Consider the following 24526-nt stretch of genomic DNA (forward strand, 5'->3'; position numbering starts at 1 on the left):
GAAGGAGGAATGTTTGATGAAGCTGAAAAAGAGGATTTCCATGTTACTTGCGATGACTCTGTTCACCTCAATCCTCGCCGCCTGCAGCAGCGGTACGGACAAAGGCGGTTCTGCTGCTTTGCCGCCACAGGAGCCCGGACAGTACGGTGATACAGGCGGCCTCACTTTGCCTCTTGTAGATGAACCGACCACCATCACGTACATGCTGCCAAGCAACGCGAAAGATCTCGGTCCGAGCAAACTGGTTGTTCAGGAGCTTGAAAAACGGACCGGTATTAAAGTGAACTTCCAAACCTATTCCCCACAAACCTACCAGGATAAATTAAAAGTCATTGTGGCATCCGGTAAGCTGCCGGACATCTTTACAGGGCTAAAACCGGCCGAACTCAAAAAAATCGGCAAACAAAACGGTGTAGCTGCCATCAATGAATACGCCGATCAGCTCCCTAATTTCAAAAAGCTATATATGGAAGAAAACGACTGGGTCATCAAATCCTTCGGCGATGAAGCCGGCAATGTATATACCTGGCCTATTTATAACCTCAATCGCAAAGTAAATCACGGATTCATGTACAGGAAAGATATCTTTGATGAGCTTGGCATTAAGGAATGGACGAACACGAACGAGTTTTACGAGGCTTTGAAAAAAGTAAAAGAAGCTTATCCTGATTCTTACCCATATGCATCGAAAAGCTTGGCCAATATCTTCAGAGATTGGGCCTTCGGCTGGGGGCTAGGCAATACGGATCAGTACCCCGCCTATTACGATGAGAAAGATGGCACCTGGAAGTACGCCGCAACCCAGCAAGAGCATAGGGACATGCTCGATTTCATGAAGAAGCTGTACAACGAAAAGCTGCTTGATCCGGAATTTTTGACGGACACGCAGGATTCCTGGACGACCAAGATGACGACGGACAAATCGTTTGTTACGTTTGACTGGATTGGACGCCTTGATCTCTTTTACAACCAGATCAAAGGGCAAAATCCGGACTATGACCTCAGGTATGCCAATCCCGTGGGACCGACCGGCAATGTCAGAACACTGCCAGAAGTTTCGGATTTCAGCGTTGCCGTAGCCAAGAACAAAAATACAGAAACCTCGCTCAAGCTGCTCGACTATCTGACCAGCCCATCCGGAAGTGAACTGATGACCATCGGAGTGGAAGGGGTTAACTTCGAATGGGGCGAGGACGGATATCCGGTATACCCGGAACTGAAGGAGCTTCCACTTGTCGATATCACCGTGCTGGAGGATCGTTATGCCATGTGGCTGGAAGGAGCTTACCTAAGACCGGACCATCGTAGCATCTACTATCGTTTCTCGGAGAAAGAGCAGGAGGCGCAGGATAAAATCGTGAACGAGGATCGTTTCGAACCACTTGATCCGATTCTTAATTTTACGGACGAAGAAACCTCCAAGATCGCCGAGCTGCAGACATCGCTGCAAAAATCGGCTGAAGAATTTAACGCGAAATATATCCTTGACGCCAGCTACGGAGATGCCGAGTGGGAGAATTTCAAAGGCCAAATCAGCAAAGGCGGCGTGGAGGAACTGATGACGATCTATAATGAAGCTCAAAAAAGATACGATGAGTCCAAATAAACGGCCTTAAGGCCGTGATTCCACTGGAGGGACGATCGATGGAACGTTTCCCTCCTTGTGGGAAAAAGGATTGGAGGCGAAAATCTTATGGCAGACATGGGCACGGAACATTCGGCAGTTTACCATAAAGGAGTGCTAAAGAAGAGCTTCAGAAGCCGACTTGGAAAAACGTGGAATCATATCAAGCGCGACAGGCAGCTGCTTCTGCTGTTTCTTCCTTGCATCCTATTCTACGTCATTTTTCGTTACGGGCCGCTATATGGACTGATTATTGCCTTCAAAGACTACAGCGTATTTACAGGAGTGCTTGGCAGCGAATGGGTGGGATTCGAGCATTTCATCACGTTTTTTACGAACCAAGACTTCTGGCTGCTGTTCCGGAACACACTCCTCCTTGGATGGTATACACTCATTTTTGGCTTTCCTTTTCCGATCATGCTGGCCCTTCTGCTGAACGAAGTCAGAACCAAATGGTTTAAAAAATCCGTTCAAACCTTCAGTTATTTGCCGGCATTTTTGTCCGTGGTCATTATCAGCAGCATGATTATCGATTTCCTCTCTCCGAACCATGGTATTTTGAATCAAATGCTGGCTGCATTCGGTTTCGAGAAAAAATATTTTCTCGTTGACCCGGGTTGGTTCCGTCCGATCTATGTCATTTCGGAAATATGGGCGAACGCAGGATACGAATCGATCATTTATCTGGCGGCGATCGCGGGAATCAGTCCTACGCTCTATGAAGCGGCTAAAGTGGACGGTGCCAGTCGTTTCCATATGATCCGCCATGTTACCCTTCCCGGATTATTTCCCACGATGCTCATCATGTTCATCTTGAAAACCGGGTCCATGATCCGAGTCGGTTATGAAAAAGTACTGCTGCTCTACAATCCGATGACTTATGACGTTGCCGACGTTTTTTCAACGTATGTATACCGTAAAGGACTGCTTGAATCGAATTACAGTTATGCAGCGGCAGTTGGGCTATTCGAAGCGCTTGTGGCCATGGTGATGCTGCTGTCCGCCAATGCGATCAGCAAAAGGCTGGGAGGAAACGGCTTATGGTAGGAGAGCGCAAAATTTCTGTTTTTGGTGTCATAAACACGCTGATACTCTGTCTTGTTGCTGTAGCGACACTCTATCCCATCGTGTACATTACAGCCGTTTCTTTGAGCGATACAGCAGCAGTCGTTCAAGGCAAGGTGTTTCTTTTCCCGAAAGGTCTGAACCTTGAGGCGTATGTCGAGGTGCTTAAAAATGATACGATTCCCAGAGCCTATCTGAATTCTATCTTTTATACGGCATTCGGCACGTTTGTGAATTTACTTTTTACGGCGGTTGCCGCGTATCCCTTGTCCCAAAAAGGATTTTTCGGACGCAGGTTTTTTATGATGGCCATCGTTCTAACCATGTTCCTGAATCCCGGCATTATTCCCACTTATGTGGTCGTGCAGCAGCTGGGGTTAACGGATTCGGTTTGGGCACTCGTACTTCCCAATGCCATCTGGACCATGGAACTGATTATTTTAAAAAGCTTTTACGAAAACATGTCTTCCCAAATACGCGAAGCGGCCCTGATCGACGGAGCTTCCGAATACCGGATTCTGTTCAACATTGTCATTCCCTTATCCAAGCCTGCGCTTGCTTCCATCGGTCTTTTTTATTTCATGGGTCATTGGAACAGCTTTTTCCTGCCGCTGATTTACTTGAACGATCCGGATAAATATCCTTTGCAGGTCGTGCTGCGGGATATGCTAATCTACAGCGCGGAAAACGACGCAGGACTTGTGGATCGTTCGGCTCTTGCCCCTCAGTCGATCAAAAATGCAACCATCGTGCTTTCCATGATCCCCGTTCTGCTGATCTATCCGTTTGCCCAGAAGTATTTCGCTAAAGGTGTGATGCTCGGTTCGGAAAAGGGTTAAACAGACATAAGGAGGAGCTCTGTCTAATGAAAATCGTTGCTGCGAAGGAAGGAAAAGTTACGATACTGCAAGCGAATATCCCCGAATTGAACAAGCGGCATGTGCAAGTGAGAACCGAATATTCGGGCATTAGTCCCGGTACGGAGATGAGCGCGATTAAGAAATCAGGCGAATCTCCCGTATATCTTGGATATAGTGCCGTCGGGATTGTGGAAAAAACGGGGAGTGAAGTCAGGGATATTCTGCCGGGAGATCGAGTGGCTTGTTACGGTGTGCCTTACGTAAGACATGCAGAAGTGATTTCGGTACCGACCAATCTGGTAACCAAAGTGCCTCAACATGTCAAACCTGAGGAGGCCGCATTTACAGGGCTCGGGGCCATTGCCATACATGCACTGCGTACAGCCGATGTGAGGTTCGGGGACAAGGTGCTTGTCGTTGGATTGGGTATTCTCGGAAATCTTGTGGCCCAAATTGCCGCTGCTGGTGCATGTCACACTGCTGCATACGATCTGAGCGAAGCACGGGTTCAGCTGCTTCAGGAGCAGATGGGAATTCAAGCGAGCTTTTCAAGCGAAGAGGAAGTGGAACGTTTTGTAGTGAACGAAACGGGGGGAAACGGATTTGATTCCATCCTCTTATGTGCTGGCGGACCTGGAGAAATGCTGATCAACAAGTCACTTGAGTGGCTTCGTGACCGGGGAAAAGTCGTGATCGTCGGTGATTTGTCCATGGAGTTTTCAAGAGATTTGATGTTTCGCAAAGAAGCCCAGATCCTGATCTCGAGAGCGGGCGGGCCGGGAAGGTACGATATGCAGTACGAGATGGACAATCAGGATTATCCGATCGGTTTCGTGCGTTGGACGGAAGGAAGAAATATGGACGAGTACGTCAGGCTGCTTGCTGATCAGCGAATTACGGTAAGTCCTGCTATCACGCATATGTTTGCGTTGGACGAAGCGTTTCAAGCCTATGGAAATTATCAATCCGACTCGGCTCAAGGGGCCCTGGCCACGTTGATCAAGTATTTTTGATGACATGAAGAAGGGGAGATACGTGATGAAAAAGCCTTTTTTCAACCTGATCACCATGTTCATGAGTTGTTTGCTTGTTGTTGTGATGTTCCCCTTACAGCCTGCTCCTGTCCGAGCAGAGGAATCCAGACTTAATCAAAAAAACTTCAGCGAACCCGAAGAATTGCTTGTTCCCAACAACTACACGGTAGCTGTCTTTAACGGAACCGTAGGCTACGAGGATGGAAAACCCGTGATGTATGCCACAAGCAAAGGAAAGCCAGGCTTCCTGAATGTGATCGATCTCGAAGAGTACAAACTGCTTCGGACCGTTTCTCTTGCGCCGTCGGAAAGCTCCTGGGCGCATACCGTTGCGCCGAACGGTACGCTATATGTGGCGGCCGAAGGATCGGGTGCACGGTTATGGGAGTATTCGCCTGTCACCCATGAGGCCGTTCAAGTAGCCCAATTTGAAGGACAGTCTGTCTCCAACAGCATCACGACGGATGAACAGGGGAGAGTGTACGTCGGGACTTATCCGGGCGGCAAGGTTTGGCAGTATGACCCTGCTACCAAGCAAGTAAGGGATTACGGCCGCGTTATTGGCGCGCTTGATCAGGAGTATGTCCGTTCCATTGCTTACCAGGGTGGATATATTTATGCCGGTACGGCCCATGAACAGATCGTGAGAGTGGATTTGGCTACAGGTGAAAAAACAAATATTGCATCTTCGCTTACCGTCAAAAACGATACAGTATACGATTTGAGTACGATCGATAATCGTTATTTGTTCGCCCGTTATACGGATGGAAGTGGTATACCGGGTGAGGGTTACATCTACGATACAACAACAGGATCATGGCTTGATGCGGAGCTCCAGCAGGTAACCGGTCTTCATGCGACCGACTCGGTCGATGGAAAGCTGTATTATATGTCAGAGAAAAAACTGAAAACCTTTGACCTGGCGACGCATCAGGTGGCGGAAACCGGCATGACTTATGAGAGTGGATTCAGAGGCGCAGATTGGGTAGAGTTTCAGAACAATCCAGAACTGCCAGGAAAAACACTCGTTACGGTCCGATATGACGGCGGGGTAGCCATGCTAAATATCGATACCCAAAAAGTCATCGTAAAACCGCCGATTATTCCGGGTTTGCCGGGAGTCGTCAATCGTCTTCAAAGCGTATCAGAGACACAGCTGATAACAACAGGTTCACAAGCGAGATCTTCGTTGGTTGATTTAGAGACCATGACGGCACAACCTTTCAGCATCGGTCAAGCGGACAGTGTATACCCGATTGGAAACAAAGTCTATATGGGAGTCTACCCGGAAGGTGGCTTGTACGTTTATGATCTGAATCAAGAACCGGGAAGCACGAATCCGCAGCGTCTCGCTGTACTCGGGAACGATCAGGAACGGCTTGTGCATATGTCTGAAGGGGACGGCAAACTGTTTATTTCGACCATTTCCGGATACGGAACATTGGGAGGATCGCTGACGGTCCATGATACAGCGACAGGTGAAACCAAAGTCCATCGCAACGTGGTCCAGAATCAGAGTGTGCTTAGTACTGCCTATGTAGACGGAAAGATTTTTGGATCAACGACCATTAGGGGAGGACTGGGCTCCACGCCAAGCGAGCAGGAGGCCAAAATTTTTGTATGGGATGTTCAGAAAGAGCAAAAAATGACGGAGTTTACCTTGGATATTCCCGAACTTATCGATCCTGTTTTCATTGGGGACCTGTCTCTCGGGCCTGATGGACTCATCTGGGGAGCATCCTATGAATATATTTTTGCGATCCATCCGGACACGTACAAACTTGTTAAATATAAAAAAATATATCCGAAGCTTTATTACACCCAGTGGCACCATCATCCGATGCGTTGGTCGGAAGACGGACTATTGTATGTTCTGTTTAACAACAAGCTGACGGTCATTGATCCGGAAACGCTGGATTTCAGAACATTAGCGGATGCTTCGAGATTTGATCTCGGGATGGATGGGAACCTGTATTTCACCGATCTCGCAACGAATACGGTTCTGTATAGAATCAAAATCGATGGAGAGATTGTACCCGAACCTCCGGGACTACCTTTGCCGGTGAACAATGCCGGACTGGAGCAGCCGGAAGAGAACGGAAAGCTGCCGGGCTGGACTTCAATGTTTGCGACCAGCGGGGATGCCCGTTTTGAGCGAAGCGGCGACAAGAGTTTTGCGGGTGATTACAGCCTGAAAACAACGGATCTTGTCCGTACAGCCTCCGTCGCGGTGCAAAGCGATCCAATCGCACTAGTGCCTGGGAGAGAGTATACCGCAAGCACTCAAATTTATATTGAATCAGGCCAGCCGGGGTTCATGTTCCGATTTTATAATGCGGAAGGGCAGAGTTTGTCCACGCTTGAAACGCATCTGGATGAATCTCGACTTCACCAATGGCAAAAAGCAACCCTACGCGGTACGGCACCGGAAGGAACGGCTTATGGCAGACTGATCGCAGTAACCAGCCGTTATAATATCTCAACAGCTTACTACGACGATTTTGCCGTAACGGTTAAGGATCATACGGCTCCCTTGACTGAGGTTGCCTTTAATCCGCAGGCAAATGAGCAGGGCTGGCACCATGAAGATGTTTCCATAACGTTGAACTCGGAAGGAGCAGCCTCCCTCTTCTACGAAACTACGGGGGCTGAAAGAGTGGATCAGCGTGAGACCGCAGGTAGTACCACAGAGTTTACAGTAAGCGCAGAAGGCGTAACGTCAGTAACGTATTGGGCAGAATCGGCTTATGGCGTGTCCGGGGTGCCTTCTACTACCGAGGTCAAGATTGACAAAACGGCCCCTATCATTGAATTTTCCGGAAAACCCGTCTATGAAGTCGATGATGTCATCCGGATCGAATGCTCCGCTCAGGATGCATTATCAGGTATAGCCAAAAGTGATTGCGATGCTGTGCTTGCAGATCGCCCCGCTTATTTGACGGGTATTGGAGCGCATCTGGTCGATGCATCCGTGTATGATATCGCTGGGAATGCTGCAAAGTCCTCTTTTTCTTATGAAGTGATCCTTACCTATCAAGGCATGGCAGGACTTATTGACAAGTTCCTCCCTAATGATCAAGAGCTGGCTGAGAGACTGAAGGAACAATGGATCAAAGTACAAAAAGCCGATGAATCGGGTAATGCGGGAGCAAAAAATGGCGCATTGAACGGATTTATCCATCAAGTGCAAGCCAAAAGTGGTAAGGGATTAGCTCAAGAGCACGCTGAGCTCTTGGTACAGTTGGGGGCCCAAATTTAACTCGAATTGAATGAAAAGATTAATCAATTGCAACCAAAGACCAATTCCCATCAGGATCCGAAGCAAAATAATAGGTGAGTGCAGCAGAATCAATTGCTGTTTCTCTTGCTAATTCACCTTGGATCTCTACCAAAATCTGATTTTTTGTAGTGTCTTTTTGAACAAGTCCGATATCTGTAAATTTATAATCACCTATGAGACCTCATGGGCCGAGCTTGGGCTTCCCGGATGAATAATAACCTCGGACAAGGAGCGATCCGCTTGCAGCTTCTTTGGAATGGACCAAGTCCATGTCACAAAAACATGATGCTCTTGACCCGATCATCCTCTACCAAAACAAAAAGTCTCCTATCAAGTGCCGCAGCTTTCACAGCAGGACATGCAGCTCATGCAGAATGGCTACGCTCCTACTCCTCAGTCTCCTGCAATCCAAAAGGTTGTCGAGATGACATTGGATTCCGTTATGCAACCGATTATTTAAGCAGCATGGATCAAAGCCGCCCTCAGGGTGGCTTTGATCCATGCTGCCTTTGGCGCATCTTCAGCAATGCTGAAAGAGATTGTTCTGCATGTACTTTGTATACAAAGATGTACATTTTTGCATACTACATCCTAACCGCCAGCCAGAAGGAGGCGTATTCCGTGATTCAGAAGTTGAAAAAATGGCTGTTTAAACAGCCGGAACGCCCCCATAGCAGTGGTGGAAAGCGTGGTTCGAACGATCGACGGCAAACGCCGGACGTATCGAAGCCGCTAAGCTGTGCACTTAAAGACAATATGACCATGCTGAATCAGCGAATGGGACATAGCTCTGATTTTGTTCTTCGCAGCTGGAATAACTGCCATGGCAACCCGTCCTTGGCCGTAGGTTACATCGAAGGCCTGATCGATCAGCAGCTTCTTACGAGAATAGTGGAAGATCTCGCTAATGATATCCGAAATGAAGCCATCTCCGACCTGCATGACGTAACGTGGCTGAAGGATCATATCACCATAGGGAGTGTAACCTGCATCAACAACGATCAAGGCTTGATTGACGCCATTCTGAACGGAGAGGTGGCCTTCATCATCGAAGGAAGCTCCAGGGCTTTTGCCGTCTCGATTAGCGGAGGATCCAAAAGGTCGGTCGAGGAGCCGACGTCTCAGACGGTGCTGAGGGGACCCAAAGAGGGATTTACCGAAGATATTTCTACCAATATCGCGCTCCTTCGAAGAAAGATCAAATCGACCGAGCTCCGTATTGAATCCCGCAGCTTGGGTGCCTATACGCAGACAAGGGTATCGGTCGTATATATTCAGGGAATCGCGGATCCGGATGTGGTTCAGGAAATTTCCAAACGATTGGATTCCATCGATACCGACAGCATCCTTGAGAGCGGATATATCGAGGAGTTCATCCAGGATGGGGTGTGGACACCGTTTCCCACCCTGAATAACACCGAACGTCCCGATGCCGTAGCGGGCGGCTTGCTTGAAGGCCAGGTCGCCATAATGGTTGACGGGACTCCATTTGTGCTCATAGCCCCTATTACCTTTTTTCGATTTATCGTATCAAGCGAGGACTATTACCAGCGGTACGATCTCGCAAGCTTTCTTCGAGTGATTCGGATGGCTACCTTTTTCCTGGCCCTGCTGCTGCCTTCGGTTTACATTGCAACCACGACGTTTCACCAGGAGATGCTGCCGACCACGCTGCTGATCAGTTTGGCCGCGCAGCGCGAGGCCACGCCTCTGCCGACACTGTTCGAAGCCATCATTATGGAGCTGACTTTCGAGGTCATCCGCGAAGCCGGAGTCCGAATGCCGCGGGCGATCGGGCCGGCCATCTCCATCGTTGGGGCGTTGGTGCTTGGACAAGCCGCTGTCCAGGCAGGGCTGGTGTCCGCTGCCATGGTTATCGTGGTATCATTCACCGCCATCTCGAACTTTGTGCTGCCTGCCATCAACATGGCCGGCTCCATCCGCTTGCTCCGATTTGTGCTGATGCTGTTGGCCGGCTCTTTTGGATTATATGGCGTATTGGCAGGGCTTGTACCTATTCTCGTTCGTTTGGTAGCGTTGGAGTCGTTCGGCGTTCCTTACATGATGCCGCTCGCACCGTTCAATAGGAGCAACATGAAAGACCTGTTTGTACGAGCGCCTTGGTGGAAGATGAAAAAACGGCCGGTGATGATTGGCGACGTCAATCCGGTAAGGCAGGCCACGGAACAGGAATCCTATGCGGAACAGGCGGGGAAACACGGTCGGGACCCAATGGCATAAGGAGGAACGGATGTTGCATCAATTCGGCAGGTTTATTATGGTCCTGGCTGCCTTGTTCGGTTTAACGGGCTGTTGGAACCGAATCGAGCTCAACGAGCTGTGGGTAACTTCAGCCACGGGACTTGATATGATGGAGGATGGCTCGTGGATGGTATCCTATCAGGTCATTATCCCGTCGGCCATTGCAAGCGGAACCGGAGGAGGATCTGGAGGACCTTCCCAACTCGCATCACATGTCATTTCGGTAAAAGGAAAAACCTATAATCAGGCTTTGTCGAACAGCAATCTGGAGACATCGCGACGGATCTACATTTCGCATAATCGCGTGGTGTATGTTGGAAAAAGAGCGGCGGAGGCAGGCATGGACCGTCTGATCGATTTTTACCTGCGCAATACCGAGGCTAGGGAAATGGTAGCTTTGGTCGTGACGGAGGGGTCTGCTTCAGATACTTTGAAAAAACTCATGCCGCCCGAAAAGCTCCCTGGTGCCGGGATGGCTGATTTGATCGATAAGGAAAGCGATATCCTGTCCGTCTTTCCTAAAACAAGGATTTATGATTTCGCTTTAAGCATGAATTCCGATTCCAAGTCCATTGGAGTGCCGGTTGCCGAATTGACCGGGGAGGTAACCCGCAAAAACGAAGAGGAAGCCGAAAATATGGATGTCTTCAAAAAGACCTCAACTCCGCTCAGGCTGACTCTAACCAAATTGGCGTTGTTTCATGAAGGAAAACTCAAAGGATTCCTGAACAGGGATGAAAGTTTGGGCTTATCTTATTTGGCGCAAAAGGTGAAGAATACCCAAATTAGTTTCCCATGCGGCGACCAGTCCGAGATGTACACGTCGTTCAGGGCAGACAACGCCAAAGTCAAATTAACCCCCCGCAAAACCGGATTCCATTACACGATGGAGATTGCGGTCAAACTTACCGGGGGACTGATCGAAACCACATGCGACAAAGATATCTCCAAAATGAAGACCATCCATGAGATGGAAGCGGAGATCGAAAAAGAAGTTGAACGGACGATTCAAGAAGGCTGGACCAGGCTTCAAGAGCTTGGCGTGGACGCAGCGGGATTCGCTGACCGGATTCACCGCAAATACCCGAAGGAGTGGAAAACAGTGAAAAGCGAGTGGGGGCGGGAATTTAAAAAGATGGAATTGGATGTTCGGGTGGATGCGCAAATTCGGCGCCCGGGGCTTCTGCAGAAGCATATCGGGAGCAAATCCTAACCTTGTTGGAGGAGCGAAAAAGGATGAGTAAAACCGTTACCCGTGTATCCGGATTGGTCATGGCCTTCTCTTTGTTTCAGGTTGGCAGTACAACCCTATTCCTATTGGGAGGCGATGCAAAGCAGGATGCGTGGCTGGCCATGATGATCGGGGCCATCGCCGGCTTCATTCTGCTGCTGATGTACCTGACCATTCATCGGCTTGAACCGGAGCTGGATTTATTCGAGATGTTCCGCCATTATTGGGGAAGATGGATGGGAAGTCTGGCGGGACTCGGGTTCATCGGTTACTTTACATATGAGTCATCCCGAACGATCAGGGATATGGGGGAGCTCGGGACCTTGACATTACTGAACAGAACCCCAACCGGGATCGTTACTTTAATTGCGTTAATCGTCTGCGCCGATGTGGTGCGGTTCGGTCCAAGAGTCTGGTTTCTTCTTTGCCATATATGGGTGCTGCTCATGGTTTTGGGTTATGGCAGTATTATGCTGCTGATTCCTTTTACGGGGCTTTTGCATTTTGAATTTTTGTTTCCCGTGTTGGAGAACGGCTTCATGCCCGTAGTGAAGGCAGCCATACCCGAAATTATGTCCTTTCCCTTCGGGCAGACGGTACTTTTCTTAACTCTGTTTAAACTTATTGCGGATAAACGTAAGCTGAAGCGGTGGATCGTTATCGTATACTGGATTACGGCCATTTTCCTTATAGTCGTTAATGAGCTTTCCATCCTTGTGCTGGGCCCGGAGTTGGCTGCATCCAGCACCTATCCGTTATTCGAGGTAACGCAGCTTATACAGGTGCCCAAGGTGCTTGAACGGGCAGACGTCCTGTTTACCATGATATTGTTTCTTGGAATCGGGATCAAAACGGCGGGGTTTTTGTTCGGTGCCGTCATCGGCATGCAAACGGTCACCCCTTTCAGATACAAGCCTGCCCTCCTTTTCCTGAGCATTATCATATACGGTCTGACGTTTATTTCACCCCGATTTACCGAATTTGTATGGTTCGGTCTCCATGTGGCCTTGAATAGAATCTGGCCGATCTTCCAGGTTGCGCTTCCGCTCCTCCTGTTCTTGACGATGCTGCTCCGCAAGAACAAGAAAAAGACTTCCGGCTAATGCGGTCAATGTACTCCACAATGAATTAGGTGTCCGGAGTTTACGTTATACGTTGTCTTTTAGAGAGCGATCAGGAAGCTCCATAACGCGAGCGGTAAACGACTGAATTATTCAGCCGGGAAACGAGTTGGCATCGGATTGAATTCAGCTGCCTTAGTGTAAAGACAAATCCATCGGGAACATATACCATTATCGTAAAAGGAAAAAGAGGTTCGGGTTACAGTGTACCTGTGTCTCATAATATTAATGGTTCAATGAAAGAGAGGCTGGCCGATGATATACATTGGCTAGCTTTTTTGTGAAAAATCAATCTATGAACCCATTGTATTTTACATAATAACAACAAAATGTAGGTCTTATTTAAATCCACTCAAAAATATGGCCCGTTCGGGCCCAATAATGAACCTTTTAAAAGGCATGTTGTCAGCGGTGTTTGCTACCTTTTGAACTTGCCGATAATCCCTATGCCGCTTTCTTGGACTGTTGCTGCAGAATATGTTTAAATTTAAACATTACCGCTTAGCTCGCCCCAAACTGAAATTGTCCCCAGTTGGTGTTACGTATATATTTCAGTTTTTCAATCGCCTTTATGATTAGATATCAAAACTTTAGGAGGATGAAAAATGAAGGTCAAACGAATTGTTGCAAATGTTGAAGCGCAAGACATTTCCAAAGCCTCGTATTTTTACGGGGAAATCCTTGGACTTCATCAATTAATGGATATGGGATTTATTACAACATACGGTTCGAACGAGAAAATGGACACTCAGGTTAGTTTTCTATTAGAAGGAGGCTCTGGAACACCTGTGCCTGATCTGTCAATTGAGGTTGATGATCTTGATGATGCGTTAAGTCGTATAAAAGAAGCAGGAATTCCAATTGAGTATGGACCAACTGAGGAGCCATGGGGAGTTCGGCGTTTTTTTGTTAGAGACCCATTCGGGAAACTTATCAATATTCTTATCCATCTTTAAATAATAAATTGAGAAAATAGTTGCATGATATAAACGTGTCGGATGACAAAAAGATTGCCCATTGAAAGCTGCTGGGAACTGACTACCCGGTAGAAGTGTAGATGCAGACTATTGAAATGAGATTAGCAGGTATCTCGACCAAAGATGTCGAGGTACAAGAACATATTCCCATTAAAGTCGCTATTTTAGCGGCTTATTTATGTTATCGGTACAAGTTCTATTGCCGGAAAGAACAAGAACATAGTCTGATTGCCGATTAGGTGGGGATCTAAATAAAAACCGGTGAAGTTAAAGCCTCTGAATGAAATGTCTCGTTTTGGTTCAATAAAACGTTGGATAGACTCCGCCTGAATTTATATAACCACTCCAAACGGTATGCTAATAGCTTAGAAATAATAATTTTAACAACATAATTTGATGAATCAAATAAAATTCAATAAAAAATGTAATTTGACAGCGCTTTAATGAACATCTGGGATGAACATTTGGTTTACAAAATAAAGAAGGGTAATTAGCTCATCTTAAATAAAACTGGTCATTTTCGAGTGGATTGATAGAATTTTGTGCAAATGTAAAAATAAAATGAATCATATAACCAAAAATATATATATTTAAGTAAAAAAATATTTTGACAAATGCACGAAGATGGATTATTTTGTTAATAAGGGATGCATATTTCAGGTACACTAAGAAGTTACCAGCACGCATTCCAATAAGATCCTAAATAACCTAAAAGGAGAGTGAATAACATTAAGAAAATTCATTTATCGGGTGAGATGAGTGGCAGAAAAGAACCAGAGAATAGTTTTTGCGAAAATAAATACAGGCCCCAATTACATTATTCGCCGAAGGAAAATTGGATGAACGATCCTAACGGCATGGTTTACTATGAAGGAGAATATCACCTTTTCTACCAACATACACCTCATGATACCCAGCCTGACTTTGGCAAAATGCATTGGGGGCATGCGGTAAGCAAGGATTTAGTGCATTGGGAGGAACTTCCACCGGCTATTTTTCCTGAAGAAGATGGAGCGATCTTCTCGGGGAGTGCGGTGGTGGACAAAAACAATACAAGTGGATTTTTCAACAAGGATGGATCAGGATTAGTTGCTATCTATACTAATGATGGCAACAGTGCTCAGCCAGGAAAACCGCAGGTACAAAGCATCGCTTACAGCAGGGATAAAGGTCGAACCTGGACAAAATATGAAGGCAACCCGGTTTTATTCCCAATGAAAACGCTAGATTTTCGTGATCCGAAGGTATTCTGGCATGATGAATCCTCAATGTGGATAATGGTTCTTGCTGTAAGAGACCGTGTCGAATTTTACACGTCCTCAAATCTTAAGGAATGGTCTTTTGCAAGCGAGTTCGGTTCCGATATTCCGGGTATTCACCGTGGGGTATTTGAGTGTCCCGATGTATTTCGAATCCAAGTAGCTGAGGATCCCAGTATTACGAAGTGGATTCTGACGCTAAGTGTCGGGGATCGAAATGGTGTGAATCCAAAGGATCCAGAGCCACCGGCTGGAGGTTCTGGCATGATGTATTTCATAGGGAGCTTTGACGGTAAGTCATTCACACCAGATGAAACATTGGAATCTTTGGATGCTATCAGATGGATCGATTACGGATCTGACTTTTACGCGGCCGTGACCTGGGATGGCATTCCGAACGAGGACGGACGAAAGATATGGATTGGATGGATGAACAATTGGCGGTATGCTTCCACTCTTCCTTCAAAGGAATGGCGTGGCAACATGTCCATTCCCCGGGAGATACAACTTAAGAGTTGTTCGGAGGGGCTCCGTTTAATTCAAGCACCTATAAGTGAGTTAAGCCAACTAAGGAAACCGATTTTATCACTGAAAGACTTGACGATTAAGCCAGGCAGCAACGTCTTGTCAGATATTTCTGCTGTAAAGGCAGAAATTATTGCGGAATTTGAAATCGGTACTGCCGTAGAATTTGGGTTCAAGGTGCGAAAGTCTTCCAATCAGGAGACGATCATTGGATATAATGTCTTGAATGAGGAGTTGTTTGTCGATCGGACGAAGTCGAACGCTATTGATTTTCATCCCGATTTTGCTGCAAAACACAAGGCCTTTATGAAGTCAGAGCATGAACAGATACAGTTGAGCATTTACGTGGATTGGTCTAGTGTAGAGGTCTTCGGCAATAAAGGAAAAACAATCGTTTCAGACATGATTTTCCCCGACTTGGAAAGTAGGGGGCTAGAACTCTATGCTCTTGGCGGAGAACTAAAGGTCGTGTCACTTCAAATCAATGATCTGGCAAGCATTTGGGAAAATTAAATTCTTTACCCAAGGGGGTGCCTAATTGCGATCCAATATATTACCGATGAAGTATCCGGCTATAACCTCGTGGCAGTGGCAGGCAAATATGTTTGCCGTCTTAGCCAATTACTCACAGGCTAAACCATGGATTATGACACATTTCATTCCGCTCCAACTCACCTTGAATAAGGGAAGCACTTACGTGGACTTCTACCGCACTCCCTCCTTTGAATTTTGTCCTTGGTTTCTTCGCCAACATTTAAGTCGTCAGTTGATCCGGCACTTCAACAAGGATATATGCACTTTTTTGATGGACTGTATTGACATGAATAACTATATTTATGTGCTTCTAGATCAATCACAGTTTTTGGATACTAAAGATTTTTTCTCACATGATTCATTTATTTTTGGTTATGACGAGGAGCGGGGGATATTTCATATCGCCGACTTTACGTTTAATAGTAAATACTCGTTTGCAGAAATCACATTTGAGCAAATGAAGCGCGCCTACGAGGGAATCGATAACGATGGAGATTGGCTGTATGCGGGGAAGGGAGGTCTTTCTCTGTTACAGTACAACGACCGAGCTGCGTATGACTTTAATCTAAACTATGTTATCGAGCAACTTGAGGACTTTTTGAATGGTGGAAGTCCCTCCGACAAATACAGGGAGTTGGGTTATATGACAAATCCATGTGTGTGGGGGATTAATGTTTATGAGGAGCTGATTTTGGAGACGAACCGCATACGCACTGGACAAAATGCGGAAGATAGACGCCCGTTTCAGGTCATCTATGATCACAAAATCTTGATGTTGGAGCGAATTGACTTCATGGATCAAGCTGGTCTTCTAGAGGAAGGTAAGCAGCTCAAGGTTTGCTATCAGTCGATTGCCGACGATGCTCTTATGGCGCGAAACTTGATCATCAAATATTCTCTAACGAAAAACAAGGATAACCTCATGAAAGTGGAAGTGCTAATTAGGCGTATTCAAGCCTGTGAGCGTGAGGCAATGGAACTTATGATCCGCAACTTGAGCCTCGTGTCAAACATGAATCCAACGGGCAAAGAGGGGGTGGTCTGAAATTGGAAAATCAACCATGTGTGGAACGCATCCAAAACCTTATTCATCAGAAACTATCTGACTACGACAAACAACGAATAAACGATAATACGCTACTTAAAGAGGTATGGATCCAAATGGATTCTATGCAGTTGATTACATTCGTCGTGGAGCTCGAAACCGAATTCGGGCTCGAGCTGCCGGACGAACTGGTAGGGAACATGACAGACAGTCATCTAACAGTTGGCGATCTGGCTGAGCTTATACAAAGTTCCCAGGAACGCGTGTAGCAAGCGGTACTTGGTCAGGTACACTCATAGCATGCAGACGGAAGCAGTATGTGTTTGGATCGAGCTGAAGCCCTGGCGGGCGGCACGAACGGGCATGTTGAATCACTTGTTTAAGCATCCCCCGCCGGGAGTGCCATAATAGACGGATCTGGGAGCGGTATGCCAGAATAGCGGCCGTCTTCTGCTTCAAACTGCATTTGGGGAGCGAAATGTAGACCGGATGTAAGTTCTGCGCTAAATCAATTTCCCATTGCATATCTTGACCATAGTTTAAATACGGCAGATCTTCGTAGTAAATCAAACGGGCAGAGACTTCCGAATCACTAATACGTCGTACAGCTTGTTCGGCCGCAATCCGCACGATGCCGTGATCCACATGTCTTCCGATTGCAAGCGGAATATAAATATGGTCGTAGTCTGTAAGACAGAGGCGCGTTGAAAGCACCTTTGTTGCCTCAGAAATCACGTCCTGCTCAGTCTCGTAGTCACTATGGAACAAATCGTCCAGCTTTTTATATGAGGGGGCTCCGCTGGTATCCTTGCGATAGATACATTCCTGCAGGTCCAAATGAATCGTGTCTACACCGAGTAGGTCGCATGCACTAACGTCCTCTTCCCGGCGTACTTTCATCACGTCGGAGCTGAGCCCAAACTTTTTGTGCAGAATGCGAGCAAGTAGGGATAGATCTGTGCCAGCATCAGTGAAAACAGTTGCTACGGTCACATGATGGCCAGCACGAACAAGCGAATCGATATAATCGCCGCAAGAAATAATAGCATCATCCAGATGGGCGGAAACAAACAGGTATTGGTGATTCAAGGTTGAAATCCTCCTTGTGACATTAATTGAAATATATAACTATTATACCATTTATTTAAATTAACTGTGTGAAAATTATACACATTCGAGTCTAAAACTAGTTGAAAGGATGACGTTTATGTTTGAAACATTAAAAAATATCATTGCAACTGTGCGCGAGGATGACTCACTTCGTGAAACTCTCACACTGGAGAGCGACCTGATTAACGACGTCGAATTAGATTCCCTTCAGATGATAACGTTTATTCTCGGCGTTGAAGATGCTTTCGGGGTGGAGATCGTATACGAGGACCTGGACCTGACTTGCCTGCGCTCAATAGGTGCCTTTATGGCATTCCTGAACGGCATGAATCAAGAGGTCGGGTAGTATGTTGTTTGCCGGCACCTTTGATTCGGAAACCTATTGGCGTGAAGAAGGGAACAGTAGGTTGCCCTTTATTCCTGATCCGTCGCGGTCGCGGATCGTAATGGCTATGGATGAATTGTTGGTTTCCTTATGCGGCCCGGAGGATACACTGTTGACCCGTTTTGCGATGGATGAGGCGCACAAGGATTATTTGGCGCACATCGGCTTTCGTTTTACACAGCTTAGCGCGGGTGTCCCAATCCATGAGTCAAATCTATTTCGCGCTCTGTACGAAGTTCCGGAGACCGACGAGCGGTTGAAACGGTTCCGCGAACTGACTCCCTTTTCGGTTGTACCTTACGTCCATGAACTGATCGACAGGTACAACTATTCAAGCAGGCTGCCCGCGCTCACAGACGTTAGACGGGTGAATTCCAAGTTGTATTCTGCCGATCTTGCTAAAAGACTGCTTGGTAGCTCTTACAGCCAACCTGTGTTCAGCGCGGATGAATTGGCTGCAGCAGGACGGGGGATTTTGGAGCGGACGGAGGGAGTACTGATCAAGGATCCCTTTGGCGTGGCTGGTAAAGGCAACATGCTTTTTAAAACCTTGGCTTCCCTGGAGCGTGTAGTCTGCTACTTGCGTAAACAAGAGCAAAACGGGTCCTCGACGGCTTTTCTCGTTGAGCCGTTCCTTGATGTGGAATATGATTTTTCTTGTCAATTCTCGATTGATGCATTCGGGTCTTTTCGGATCGTCGGCCTGCAACGAATCCTCAACCGACAGTTTGCGTACATGGGATCGCAAGAGATGGAGGAGGCGCATGTCGATTCGCTTATACAGAACGGTTATTTTGATGTTATAGAGAAGCTTGCTTCCTCGCTGTATAAAGATGGTTACTTCGGCCATGTTTGCGTTGACTCTATGATACTGAAGGACGGCACACTGGTACCGATTGTAGAGATCAACGCTCGTCAATCGATGGGATTGATCAGCCATTATCTGGGTCGGCGGCTCGATAATGGGGAGCACGGAATATTTACGTTTCGATCGGTAGGTAGTCGACACCGATTCGATTACGGGCAGTGGTTGCGGCAGCTGAAGTCTGACGGCATTTTATACCCTAATGATACCGGCGAGGGCATCGTCCCGCTTTCCCCGGCGTGTTTGTTTGCTGGCTATGGTGAATCGGATTACCCACAGAAGTTAAGTGAAGGCAGTTTCATCAAGGGCAGGCTCTATCTGTTTGTTATCGCGCGAGATGTGCAGGAGCAGAAAAGTTTGATCGCCAGGGTAAGGGAACGTTTTGAAGTCCAGGGAGGCAAATGGTATGGATAGTCATCTAAAGCCTTGTGTCACTATACTCGGATCCGGTAACTCACTAGGTGTGTACATGCCCGCCGTGCAGCTAGGCATTCACTTGGACCGTTCTGGCATTTCGAACGAAGTCTGTGTGCTCGAAAATGTATATCTCGACGGTGTCAAGAATAAGGTGCCGGCTTATCGTAAGGCCTTTCATGATAATTTCGCCATCGCCCGAAAGAGTGTGGAATTGGCTCGCGATATTTCGGATTGCCTGGATCCCGTTAAGGTACAGCTACTGCTGGAAGATTGGTCCCGTAAGCGCCGGACGTCGTTCGTTGCGTTAACTGGGTTCTGGATCCCGATTTTGGAACAATATGAACGGTTTGTTGGAACTCAGCTCGATGTCGACATGCTCCATCTCGATGCTTCGCTTTCGCCATCTTATTTGGTCTATGGATCTCGAAGCGAGCGCTATAACCATATTTGGTTTTACGAACCGACCAAGAAGCGCTTTGAATTACAACTTCCGATGACGGACGAAGCACCGATCCCGTTTCGCCAGCGGGAAAAGAGGATGGTGGCTCATGGTGGCGGCTGGGGAATCGGGACTTACCCGCAGGCTGTTCGAGACCTGCTTGAAGGCGGTATGGAGCTGGATGTTGTGGCTTATTTTGACGAGGATATCCAGCCTGATGCCCGCATTTGCTACTATCGGAACGACCCCACGTGGAGCCCGTGGCTGAGGAATAGACTGGGGAAATTCGGTTTTCCTCCAATGGCTAAGATTCAACATGGAGAGATGCCCATTTACTTAGACAGCGGAACTGTTCCCCTGCTATTTGAACGAATACGACGATGCGCAGCCGTTATCAGTAAGCCGGGTGGCTATTCCTTGATGGAATCATTCGCCGCTGCGACGCCTATGGTTTTTCTAGAGCCCTTTGGAAGGCACGAAACAGCCAATGCTGATTATTGGATTAAGCAAGGCTTCGGCGTTTTCTTTGAGGATTGGAAAACGCAGGGATTCGACATTGAAATATTGGAACGGGCTCATGGTAACCTACTAAACGCCCGCGAGTATTGCAAAACTTATGGAGGTGTAAATGATGCAGCCAAAAACGACTCGGAAGTTCGATGAGCGTGTGTTTAACGACCTGAAACGTACCATTATGAATATGTCCCGGGTCAGTCGGCTTCGAGCTACCGATAGTCGCTATGCTATGGAGATCCCGGAAGATATCGGGATCAAGCTGAACAACGGATGCAACTTGCGTTGCAAGCATTGCTACGAGTGGAACGCGGACGGCTTTCACTGGGACATGTCCAAGGAGGAGCAAGGTAAAGAAATCGATGTCGCGTTGGTCGATAAACTCCTTGCCTTTACCCATGAGAAGAAATCGAAAGTTTATCTTTGGGGCGGAGAGCCGTTATACCATAGCAAGTTCGATGAGATTGCGAGTCTGCTGGAACGCGATCAGCGGACGACGACGATTTGTACAAACGCGATTCTTCTGGAGGAAAAGTTAGATTCACTGCTCAAGATCGGTGAGGGACTTGTCGTGCTAGCCAGCCTGGAAGGCTTCGAGGCTGAGAACGACGCGATTCGGGGCAGAGGGACCTACAAGAAGGTGGTCAGTGCCATAGAACGTCTGCTGGAGTTGCAGCGGAAGGGCATTTTTAAGGGCAGAGTATCGGTCAGCTTGACGATGAATGATCTCATGATTCCAAAAATGTTTGATTTTATGAAGTTCTTCGAGGAGCTTGGCGTGGACTCGGTGTACTTTGTATACCCGTGGTATATCGCACCGGAGTCGGCATCGGAGATGGACGACTTCTTCATCAGGGAGTTTGACTGGATGGATCCAATCCGTCAGGGCGGCTGCAGTTGGCATTCATTCACTTATCGCCTTTCTGGCGACAAGGTGGGTGCGCTCAAGGAGGAGGTTCGCCGCGTCTCTGAGCACACATGGGGAAGCAGGGTTCGCTTTTTGCCTGCGTTAGAGCAAGACGAGATAGAGGATTTTATCAATGGCGTCCAAATAACTGGGATGAATAAGAAAGAATGCTTAGCGATCTCCACCCGTATGGACGTTTTGCCAAGCGGGAGCGTCACTCCTTGCAAGTTCTTTCCTGAGATGGCGGTCGGCAACATCCGCGATGTGGATGTCAAGGAGGTTTGGCACGGGGAGAATTTCGCCAAACACCGCGAGGTATTAGCTTGTGGACTGATGCCGGTCTGTTCCCGTTGCGGGTTGCTCTATCATTACGGCCGGTAAACGTTCTTGGTCACCTTCTAAGTTCATTTTATTTGTTAAGGGGGAACGCAATTGACAGCGATCCATGTGATGCAGTTAGTTAAAAACTTCACCTATTACACAAAAGAAGTAGGGATGCTTCATTCCATTAAAAATCTCTTTTATCGACAAAGCTTGACCAAGGAAGCGGTGAAAAATATCTCCTTTTCGATCGAAGAGGGGGAGATGGTTGCCTTCCTCGGGCCTAATGGGGCAGGCAAAACGACGACGCTGAAAATGCTCTCCGGTATTTTACATCCAACTAGCGGCGAGCTTATCGTACTGGGCTTCAAGCCTTACGAGCGAAATAAGGAATTCAAAAAGCAGTTCGCTATCGTAATGGGGCAGAAGAGCCAACTATGGGCTGACTTGCCTGCGGCGGAATCCATTTTGCTAAACAAATATATCTATCAGGTTGAAGATCGGCATTACAAACAAACACTGAACGAACTGATCGAACTGCTGGACGTCAAGCACATTATGAATGTTCAGGTAAGGCGTTTATCACTAGGTGAGCGTATGAAGATGGAGCTCCTTGCATCGCTTATTCATAAACCGAGGTTGCTTTTCCTGGATGAGCCGACGATCGGGCTCGATATTGTTACACAGAAAAAGGTACGGGAGTTTTTGAAGTATTACAATGAACAGCACAAGACAACGATTATTTTGACAAGTCATTACATGAAGGACATTGAGGATCTGTGCAAGCGGACGATTATTATCAATGATGGCAGGCTTGTCTTCGATGGGGATCTGAAGCGAATCGACGATGTCTTGAACGACACGAAAATTATACAGTTGAAATTTAAGCAATACGTAGCGGCTGGACAGCTGCAGTTGTACGGGAAGGTGCGCCAAGCGGACGGATTTCAGGCCACGCTGGAGATAAGTAAGGACCGCATTAGCATGGCTTCCAGGGATTTGCTTGCGCACTACCCGGTTGAAGATATTACGATCGAAGATATTCCCATCGAGGAAGTAGTTGTATCCTTGTATCAGCGGGATGATCGGGTATCCGGATGAGAGCCTTTCCCAAATACGTGCGCGTGTTCCAGTTAGGCGTTCAGTCTTCGCTCGAATATAGACTTGACTTTCTCTTTTCCTTGATCAGTGCATTCTTTCCGATTCTGATCCAATATTATATTTGGTCAGCGGTCTACGGAAGATCAGAATCGGAGTTTTTCGGATACACCTACGGCCAAATGATTTTATACACAATTACGGCAGCCATCGTGACGAAAATTGTGACAACGGATATAGGCCAAAACGTGGCCACCGAGATCAAGGATGGTGGGTTGAATAAATATTTGGTTCAACCGGTCAGTTTTTTCGCTCTAAAGCTATTCACGATGCTGGGGCAAAAGATTTTCTTTTTTTCAGTCATGCTATGTATCTTGCTGTTTACACTCGTTTACTTGACCGGAACTTATAGTATACGGATTCCGTTGACACACGTTTTACTCTTTACAGTGTCGATGGTCATGTCTTTGTTGTTAAACTTTCTCATCTCCTATACGCTCGCGGCTGTTGCCTTTATACTGTCTGAAATCTCCTATTTTTTTGAAATGACCGGCCTTTTTGTCATCATTTTAAGTGGTGGCGTCTTTCCGATTGAGGTGTTTGGTAAGACCATAAATACGATTCTAGACTACTTGCCATTCAAGTATACGATCCATTTTCCTGCGAATGTTATTAACGGCAGATTGTCCATGGATGAGGCAGTACAAGGAATTGGGATGCAATTTTTCTGGATGATCGCGCTGGTGGCCTTTTCGCGTCTCGTATGGCGCGCCGGAATGAAGAAGTATCTCGGATTGGGGGGCTGACCGGTGAGAGGATGGCTGGGGACGCTTCGAAATTACTTGATGATTTACTTTTTGTTCATTAAGAACTGCTTTATTGCTCAAATGGAATACCGGACGAACTTCATACTCGGGATTGCCGTGGAGCTCGCTTACTTGTTTGCAAAGCTGCTTTACGTCGTAGTAGTCTATGAGACGGACTTGCATATCGGATCGATCACGCCAGATGGCATCTTGATGTTTGTCGGTACATACACGATTATGACAGGGCTCTATTCTGGCCTGTTTTTTCCTAATTTCGTCCGGATACCCGAGTATATACGCAACGGGACTTTGGATCTGCTTATGGTTAAACCGATTTCCCTACAGTTTTTGGTTTCGCTTCGATATATCGATCTCGGGATGCCGATTCCGAATTTCTTCGCGGGTGGAACGATGGTTGTGATCAGTTGGAATGCATTAAGCATCCCGGTAACCGCATGGAATTTGCTCGCATTTTCATTATACTTGGGGACAGCGTTGATCATTACTTACTGCCTCATGTTTATACCAGCCTTGTTATCCTTCTGGCTTGTTAATACGGGAGGGCTGGCGGGGATTTTCTATTCCATCTGGGACGCCAATAATATGCCAATGCCGATCTATTCACGCTTTATCCAACGAGTCGGCGTGTACGTGTTGCCCTTTCTTGTCATTACAAATTTTGCCCCTATGATGGTGATGGATCAGTTGACACCTGCTTTAGCGGTATGGGGCGTCACCGTACCAATCGTGCTCCTTCTAATCGTTCGCTTCGTTTGGAGTCGGGCAATACGTAGTTATAACAGTGCAAGCGGTTGAGGGAAAACAAACTTTAATTAAGGAGGCATGTC

At 47.1% G+C, this 24526-nt stretch carries 20 protein-coding genes; 19 read left to right on the forward strand and 1 reads right to left on the reverse strand.

The annotated features are described in order from the left end of the window. The first annotated feature begins 16 nt into the window (after nt 1-16). The 12 genes from L6H98_RS02875 (at nt 17) to L6H98_RS02930 (ending at nt 17086) form a co-directional block, all read left to right on the forward strand. On the forward strand, nt 17-1606 hold the full coding sequence (locus L6H98_RS02875; protein ID WP_236412713.1) for an extracellular solute-binding protein: 1590 nt from the start codon (nt 17-19) through the stop codon (nt 1604-1606). 87 nt (nt 1607-1693) lie between these two features. Continuing rightward, nucleotides 1694-2671, forward strand: coding sequence for an ABC transporter permease subunit (locus tag L6H98_RS02880; RefSeq protein ID WP_236412715.1), 978 nt, complete (start codon nt 1694-1696; stop codon nt 2669-2671). Then, complete coding sequence (locus L6H98_RS02885; RefSeq protein ID WP_236412716.1) at nt 2665-3528, forward strand: carbohydrate ABC transporter permease; 864 nt, start codon at nt 2665-2667, stop codon at nt 3526-3528. The genes L6H98_RS02880 and L6H98_RS02885 overlap by 7 nt, the downstream gene beginning before the upstream one ends. Nucleotides 3529-3554: 26 nt before the next feature. Then, nucleotides 3555-4562, forward strand: a complete 1008-nt coding sequence (locus tag L6H98_RS02890; RefSeq protein WP_236412717.1) for a zinc-binding alcohol dehydrogenase — start codon at nt 3555-3557, stop codon at nt 4560-4562. 25 nt (nt 4563-4587) lie between these two features. Then, on the forward strand, nt 4588-7842 hold the full coding sequence (locus tag L6H98_RS02895) for a PQQ-binding-like beta-propeller repeat protein (protein WP_236412718.1): 3255 nt from the start codon (nt 4588-4590) through the stop codon (nt 7840-7842). Between the two features lie 642 nt (nt 7843-8484). Beyond that, the gene (locus L6H98_RS02900; RefSeq protein WP_236412719.1) at nt 8485-10104 is read left to right on the forward strand and encodes a spore germination protein; all 1620 of its coding nucleotides are present in this window, start codon (nt 8485-8487) and stop codon (nt 10102-10104) included. 10 nt (nt 10105-10114) lie between these two features. Beyond that, nucleotides 10115-11338 carry a Ger(x)C family spore germination protein gene (locus L6H98_RS02905; protein WP_236412720.1) on the forward strand — a complete coding sequence of 408 codons (1224 nt, stop codon included), beginning with the start codon at nt 10115-10117 and terminating at the stop codon, nt 11336-11338. 23 nt (nt 11339-11361) lie between these two features. Beyond that, nucleotides 11362-12459, forward strand: coding sequence for an endospore germination permease (locus tag L6H98_RS02910; protein WP_236412721.1), 1098 nt, complete (start codon nt 11362-11364; stop codon nt 12457-12459). Nucleotides 12460-13082: 623 nt separating this feature from the next. Next, nucleotides 13083-13433 carry a VOC family protein gene (locus L6H98_RS02915; protein ID WP_236412722.1) on the forward strand — a complete coding sequence of 117 codons (351 nt, stop codon included), beginning with the start codon at nt 13083-13085 and terminating at the stop codon, nt 13431-13433. A 740-nt stretch (nt 13434-14173) separates the two neighbouring features. Beyond that, a complete protein-coding gene (locus tag L6H98_RS02920) occupies nt 14174-15751 on the forward strand; it encodes a glycoside hydrolase family 32 protein (protein WP_236412723.1) in 1578 nt (525 codons plus the stop codon). Nucleotides 15752-15776: 25 nt separating this feature from the next. Then, nucleotides 15777-16817, forward strand: a complete 1041-nt coding sequence (locus tag L6H98_RS02925) for a hypothetical protein (protein WP_236412724.1) — start codon at nt 15777-15779, stop codon at nt 16815-16817. Nucleotides 16818-16837: 20 nt separating this feature from the next. Then, nucleotides 16838-17086, forward strand: coding sequence for a phosphopantetheine-binding protein (locus L6H98_RS02930; protein ID WP_236412965.1), 249 nt, complete (start codon nt 16838-16840; stop codon nt 17084-17086). Here L6H98_RS02930 and L6H98_RS02935 read toward each other — a convergent pair. Continuing rightward, nucleotides 17058-17906 carry a PIG-L family deacetylase gene (locus tag L6H98_RS02935; protein WP_236412726.1) on the reverse strand — a complete coding sequence of 283 codons (849 nt, stop codon included), beginning with the start codon at nt 17904-17906 and terminating at the stop codon, nt 17058-17060. The two genes, L6H98_RS02930 and L6H98_RS02935, sit on opposite strands and share 29 nt — an antisense overlap. A 118-nt stretch (nt 17907-18024) precedes the next feature. Here L6H98_RS02935 and L6H98_RS02940 point away from each other — a divergent pair, with 118 nt between their 5' ends. From L6H98_RS02940 to L6H98_RS02970, 7 genes are read left to right on the forward strand one after another with little or no spacing between them, the layout of a single operon-like run. Next, nucleotides 18025-18273, forward strand: coding sequence for a phosphopantetheine-binding protein (locus tag L6H98_RS02940; RefSeq protein ID WP_236412728.1), 249 nt, complete (start codon nt 18025-18027; stop codon nt 18271-18273). A 1-nt stretch (nt 18274) separates the two neighbouring features. Next, the gene (locus tag L6H98_RS02945) at nt 18275-19591 is read left to right on the forward strand and encodes a hypothetical protein (protein WP_236412729.1); all 1317 of its coding nucleotides are present in this window, start codon (nt 18275-18277) and stop codon (nt 19589-19591) included. Next, nucleotides 19584-20696 carry a hypothetical protein gene (locus tag L6H98_RS02950; RefSeq protein ID WP_236412730.1) on the forward strand — a complete coding sequence of 371 codons (1113 nt, stop codon included), beginning with the start codon at nt 19584-19586 and terminating at the stop codon, nt 20694-20696. The genes L6H98_RS02945 and L6H98_RS02950 overlap by 8 nt, the downstream gene beginning before the upstream one ends. Continuing rightward, the gene (locus tag L6H98_RS02955; RefSeq protein ID WP_236412731.1) at nt 20662-21834 is read left to right on the forward strand and encodes a radical SAM protein; all 1173 of its coding nucleotides are present in this window, start codon (nt 20662-20664) and stop codon (nt 21832-21834) included. Before L6H98_RS02950 ends, L6H98_RS02955 begins: the two co-directional genes overlap by 35 nt. Nucleotides 21835-21885: 51 nt before the next feature. Further along, on the forward strand, nt 21886-22875 hold the full coding sequence (locus L6H98_RS02960) for an ATP-binding cassette domain-containing protein (RefSeq protein WP_236412732.1): 990 nt from the start codon (nt 21886-21888) through the stop codon (nt 22873-22875). Further along, nucleotides 22872-23678 (forward strand): ABC-2 family transporter protein, encoded by an 807-nt coding sequence (locus L6H98_RS02965; RefSeq protein WP_236412733.1) that lies wholly within the window; start codon nt 22872-22874, stop codon nt 23676-23678. Before L6H98_RS02960 ends, L6H98_RS02965 begins: the two co-directional genes overlap by 4 nt. Before the next feature lie 3 nt (nt 23679-23681). After that, complete coding sequence (locus L6H98_RS02970) at nt 23682-24494, forward strand: ABC-2 family transporter protein (protein ID WP_236412734.1); 813 nt, start codon at nt 23682-23684, stop codon at nt 24492-24494. The last annotated feature ends 32 nt before the right edge of the window (nt 24495-24526 follow it).

The organism is Paenibacillus sp. JJ-223, from assembly GCF_927798175.1.
GTDB classification, from domain to species: Bacteria; Bacillota; Bacilli; order Paenibacillales; family Paenibacillaceae; genus Paenibacillus; species Paenibacillus hubeiensis.

What these genes read in the sequence shown, in the direction of transcription:
- L6H98_RS02875 (WP_236412713.1), top strand. Translation starts at nt 17, where the DNA reads ATGAAGCTGAAAAAGAGGATTTCCATGTTACTTGCGATGACTCTGTTC.
- L6H98_RS02880 (WP_236412715.1), top strand. Translation starts at nt 1,694, where the DNA reads ATGGCAGACATGGGCACGGAACATTCGGCAGTTTACCATAAAGGAGTG.
- L6H98_RS02885 (WP_236412716.1), top strand. Translation starts at nt 2,665, where the DNA reads ATGGTAGGAGAGCGCAAAATTTCTGTTTTTGGTGTCATAAACACGCTG.
- L6H98_RS02890 (WP_236412717.1), top strand. Translation starts at nt 3,555, where the DNA reads ATGAAAATCGTTGCTGCGAAGGAAGGAAAAGTTACGATACTGCAAGCG.
- L6H98_RS02895 (WP_236412718.1), top strand. Translation starts at nt 4,588, where the DNA reads ATGAAAAAGCCTTTTTTCAACCTGATCACCATGTTCATGAGTTGTTTG.
- L6H98_RS02905 (WP_236412720.1), top strand. Translation starts at nt 10,115, where the DNA reads ATGTTGCATCAATTCGGCAGGTTTATTATGGTCCTGGCTGCCTTGTTC.
- L6H98_RS02910 (WP_236412721.1), top strand. Translation starts at nt 11,362, where the DNA reads ATGAGTAAAACCGTTACCCGTGTATCCGGATTGGTCATGGCCTTCTCT.
- L6H98_RS02915 (WP_236412722.1), top strand. Translation starts at nt 13,083, where the DNA reads ATGAAGGTCAAACGAATTGTTGCAAATGTTGAAGCGCAAGACATTTCC.
- L6H98_RS02940 (WP_236412728.1), top strand. Translation starts at nt 18,025, where the DNA reads ATGTTTGAAACATTAAAAAATATCATTGCAACTGTGCGCGAGGATGAC.
- L6H98_RS02945 (WP_236412729.1), top strand. Translation starts at nt 18,275, where the DNA reads ATGTTGTTTGCCGGCACCTTTGATTCGGAAACCTATTGGCGTGAAGAA.
- L6H98_RS02950 (WP_236412730.1), top strand. Translation starts at nt 19,584, where the DNA reads ATGGATAGTCATCTAAAGCCTTGTGTCACTATACTCGGATCCGGTAAC.
- L6H98_RS02955 (WP_236412731.1), top strand. Translation starts at nt 20,662, where the DNA reads ATGATGCAGCCAAAAACGACTCGGAAGTTCGATGAGCGTGTGTTTAAC.
- L6H98_RS02965 (WP_236412733.1), top strand. Translation starts at nt 22,872, where the DNA reads ATGAGAGCCTTTCCCAAATACGTGCGCGTGTTCCAGTTAGGCGTTCAG.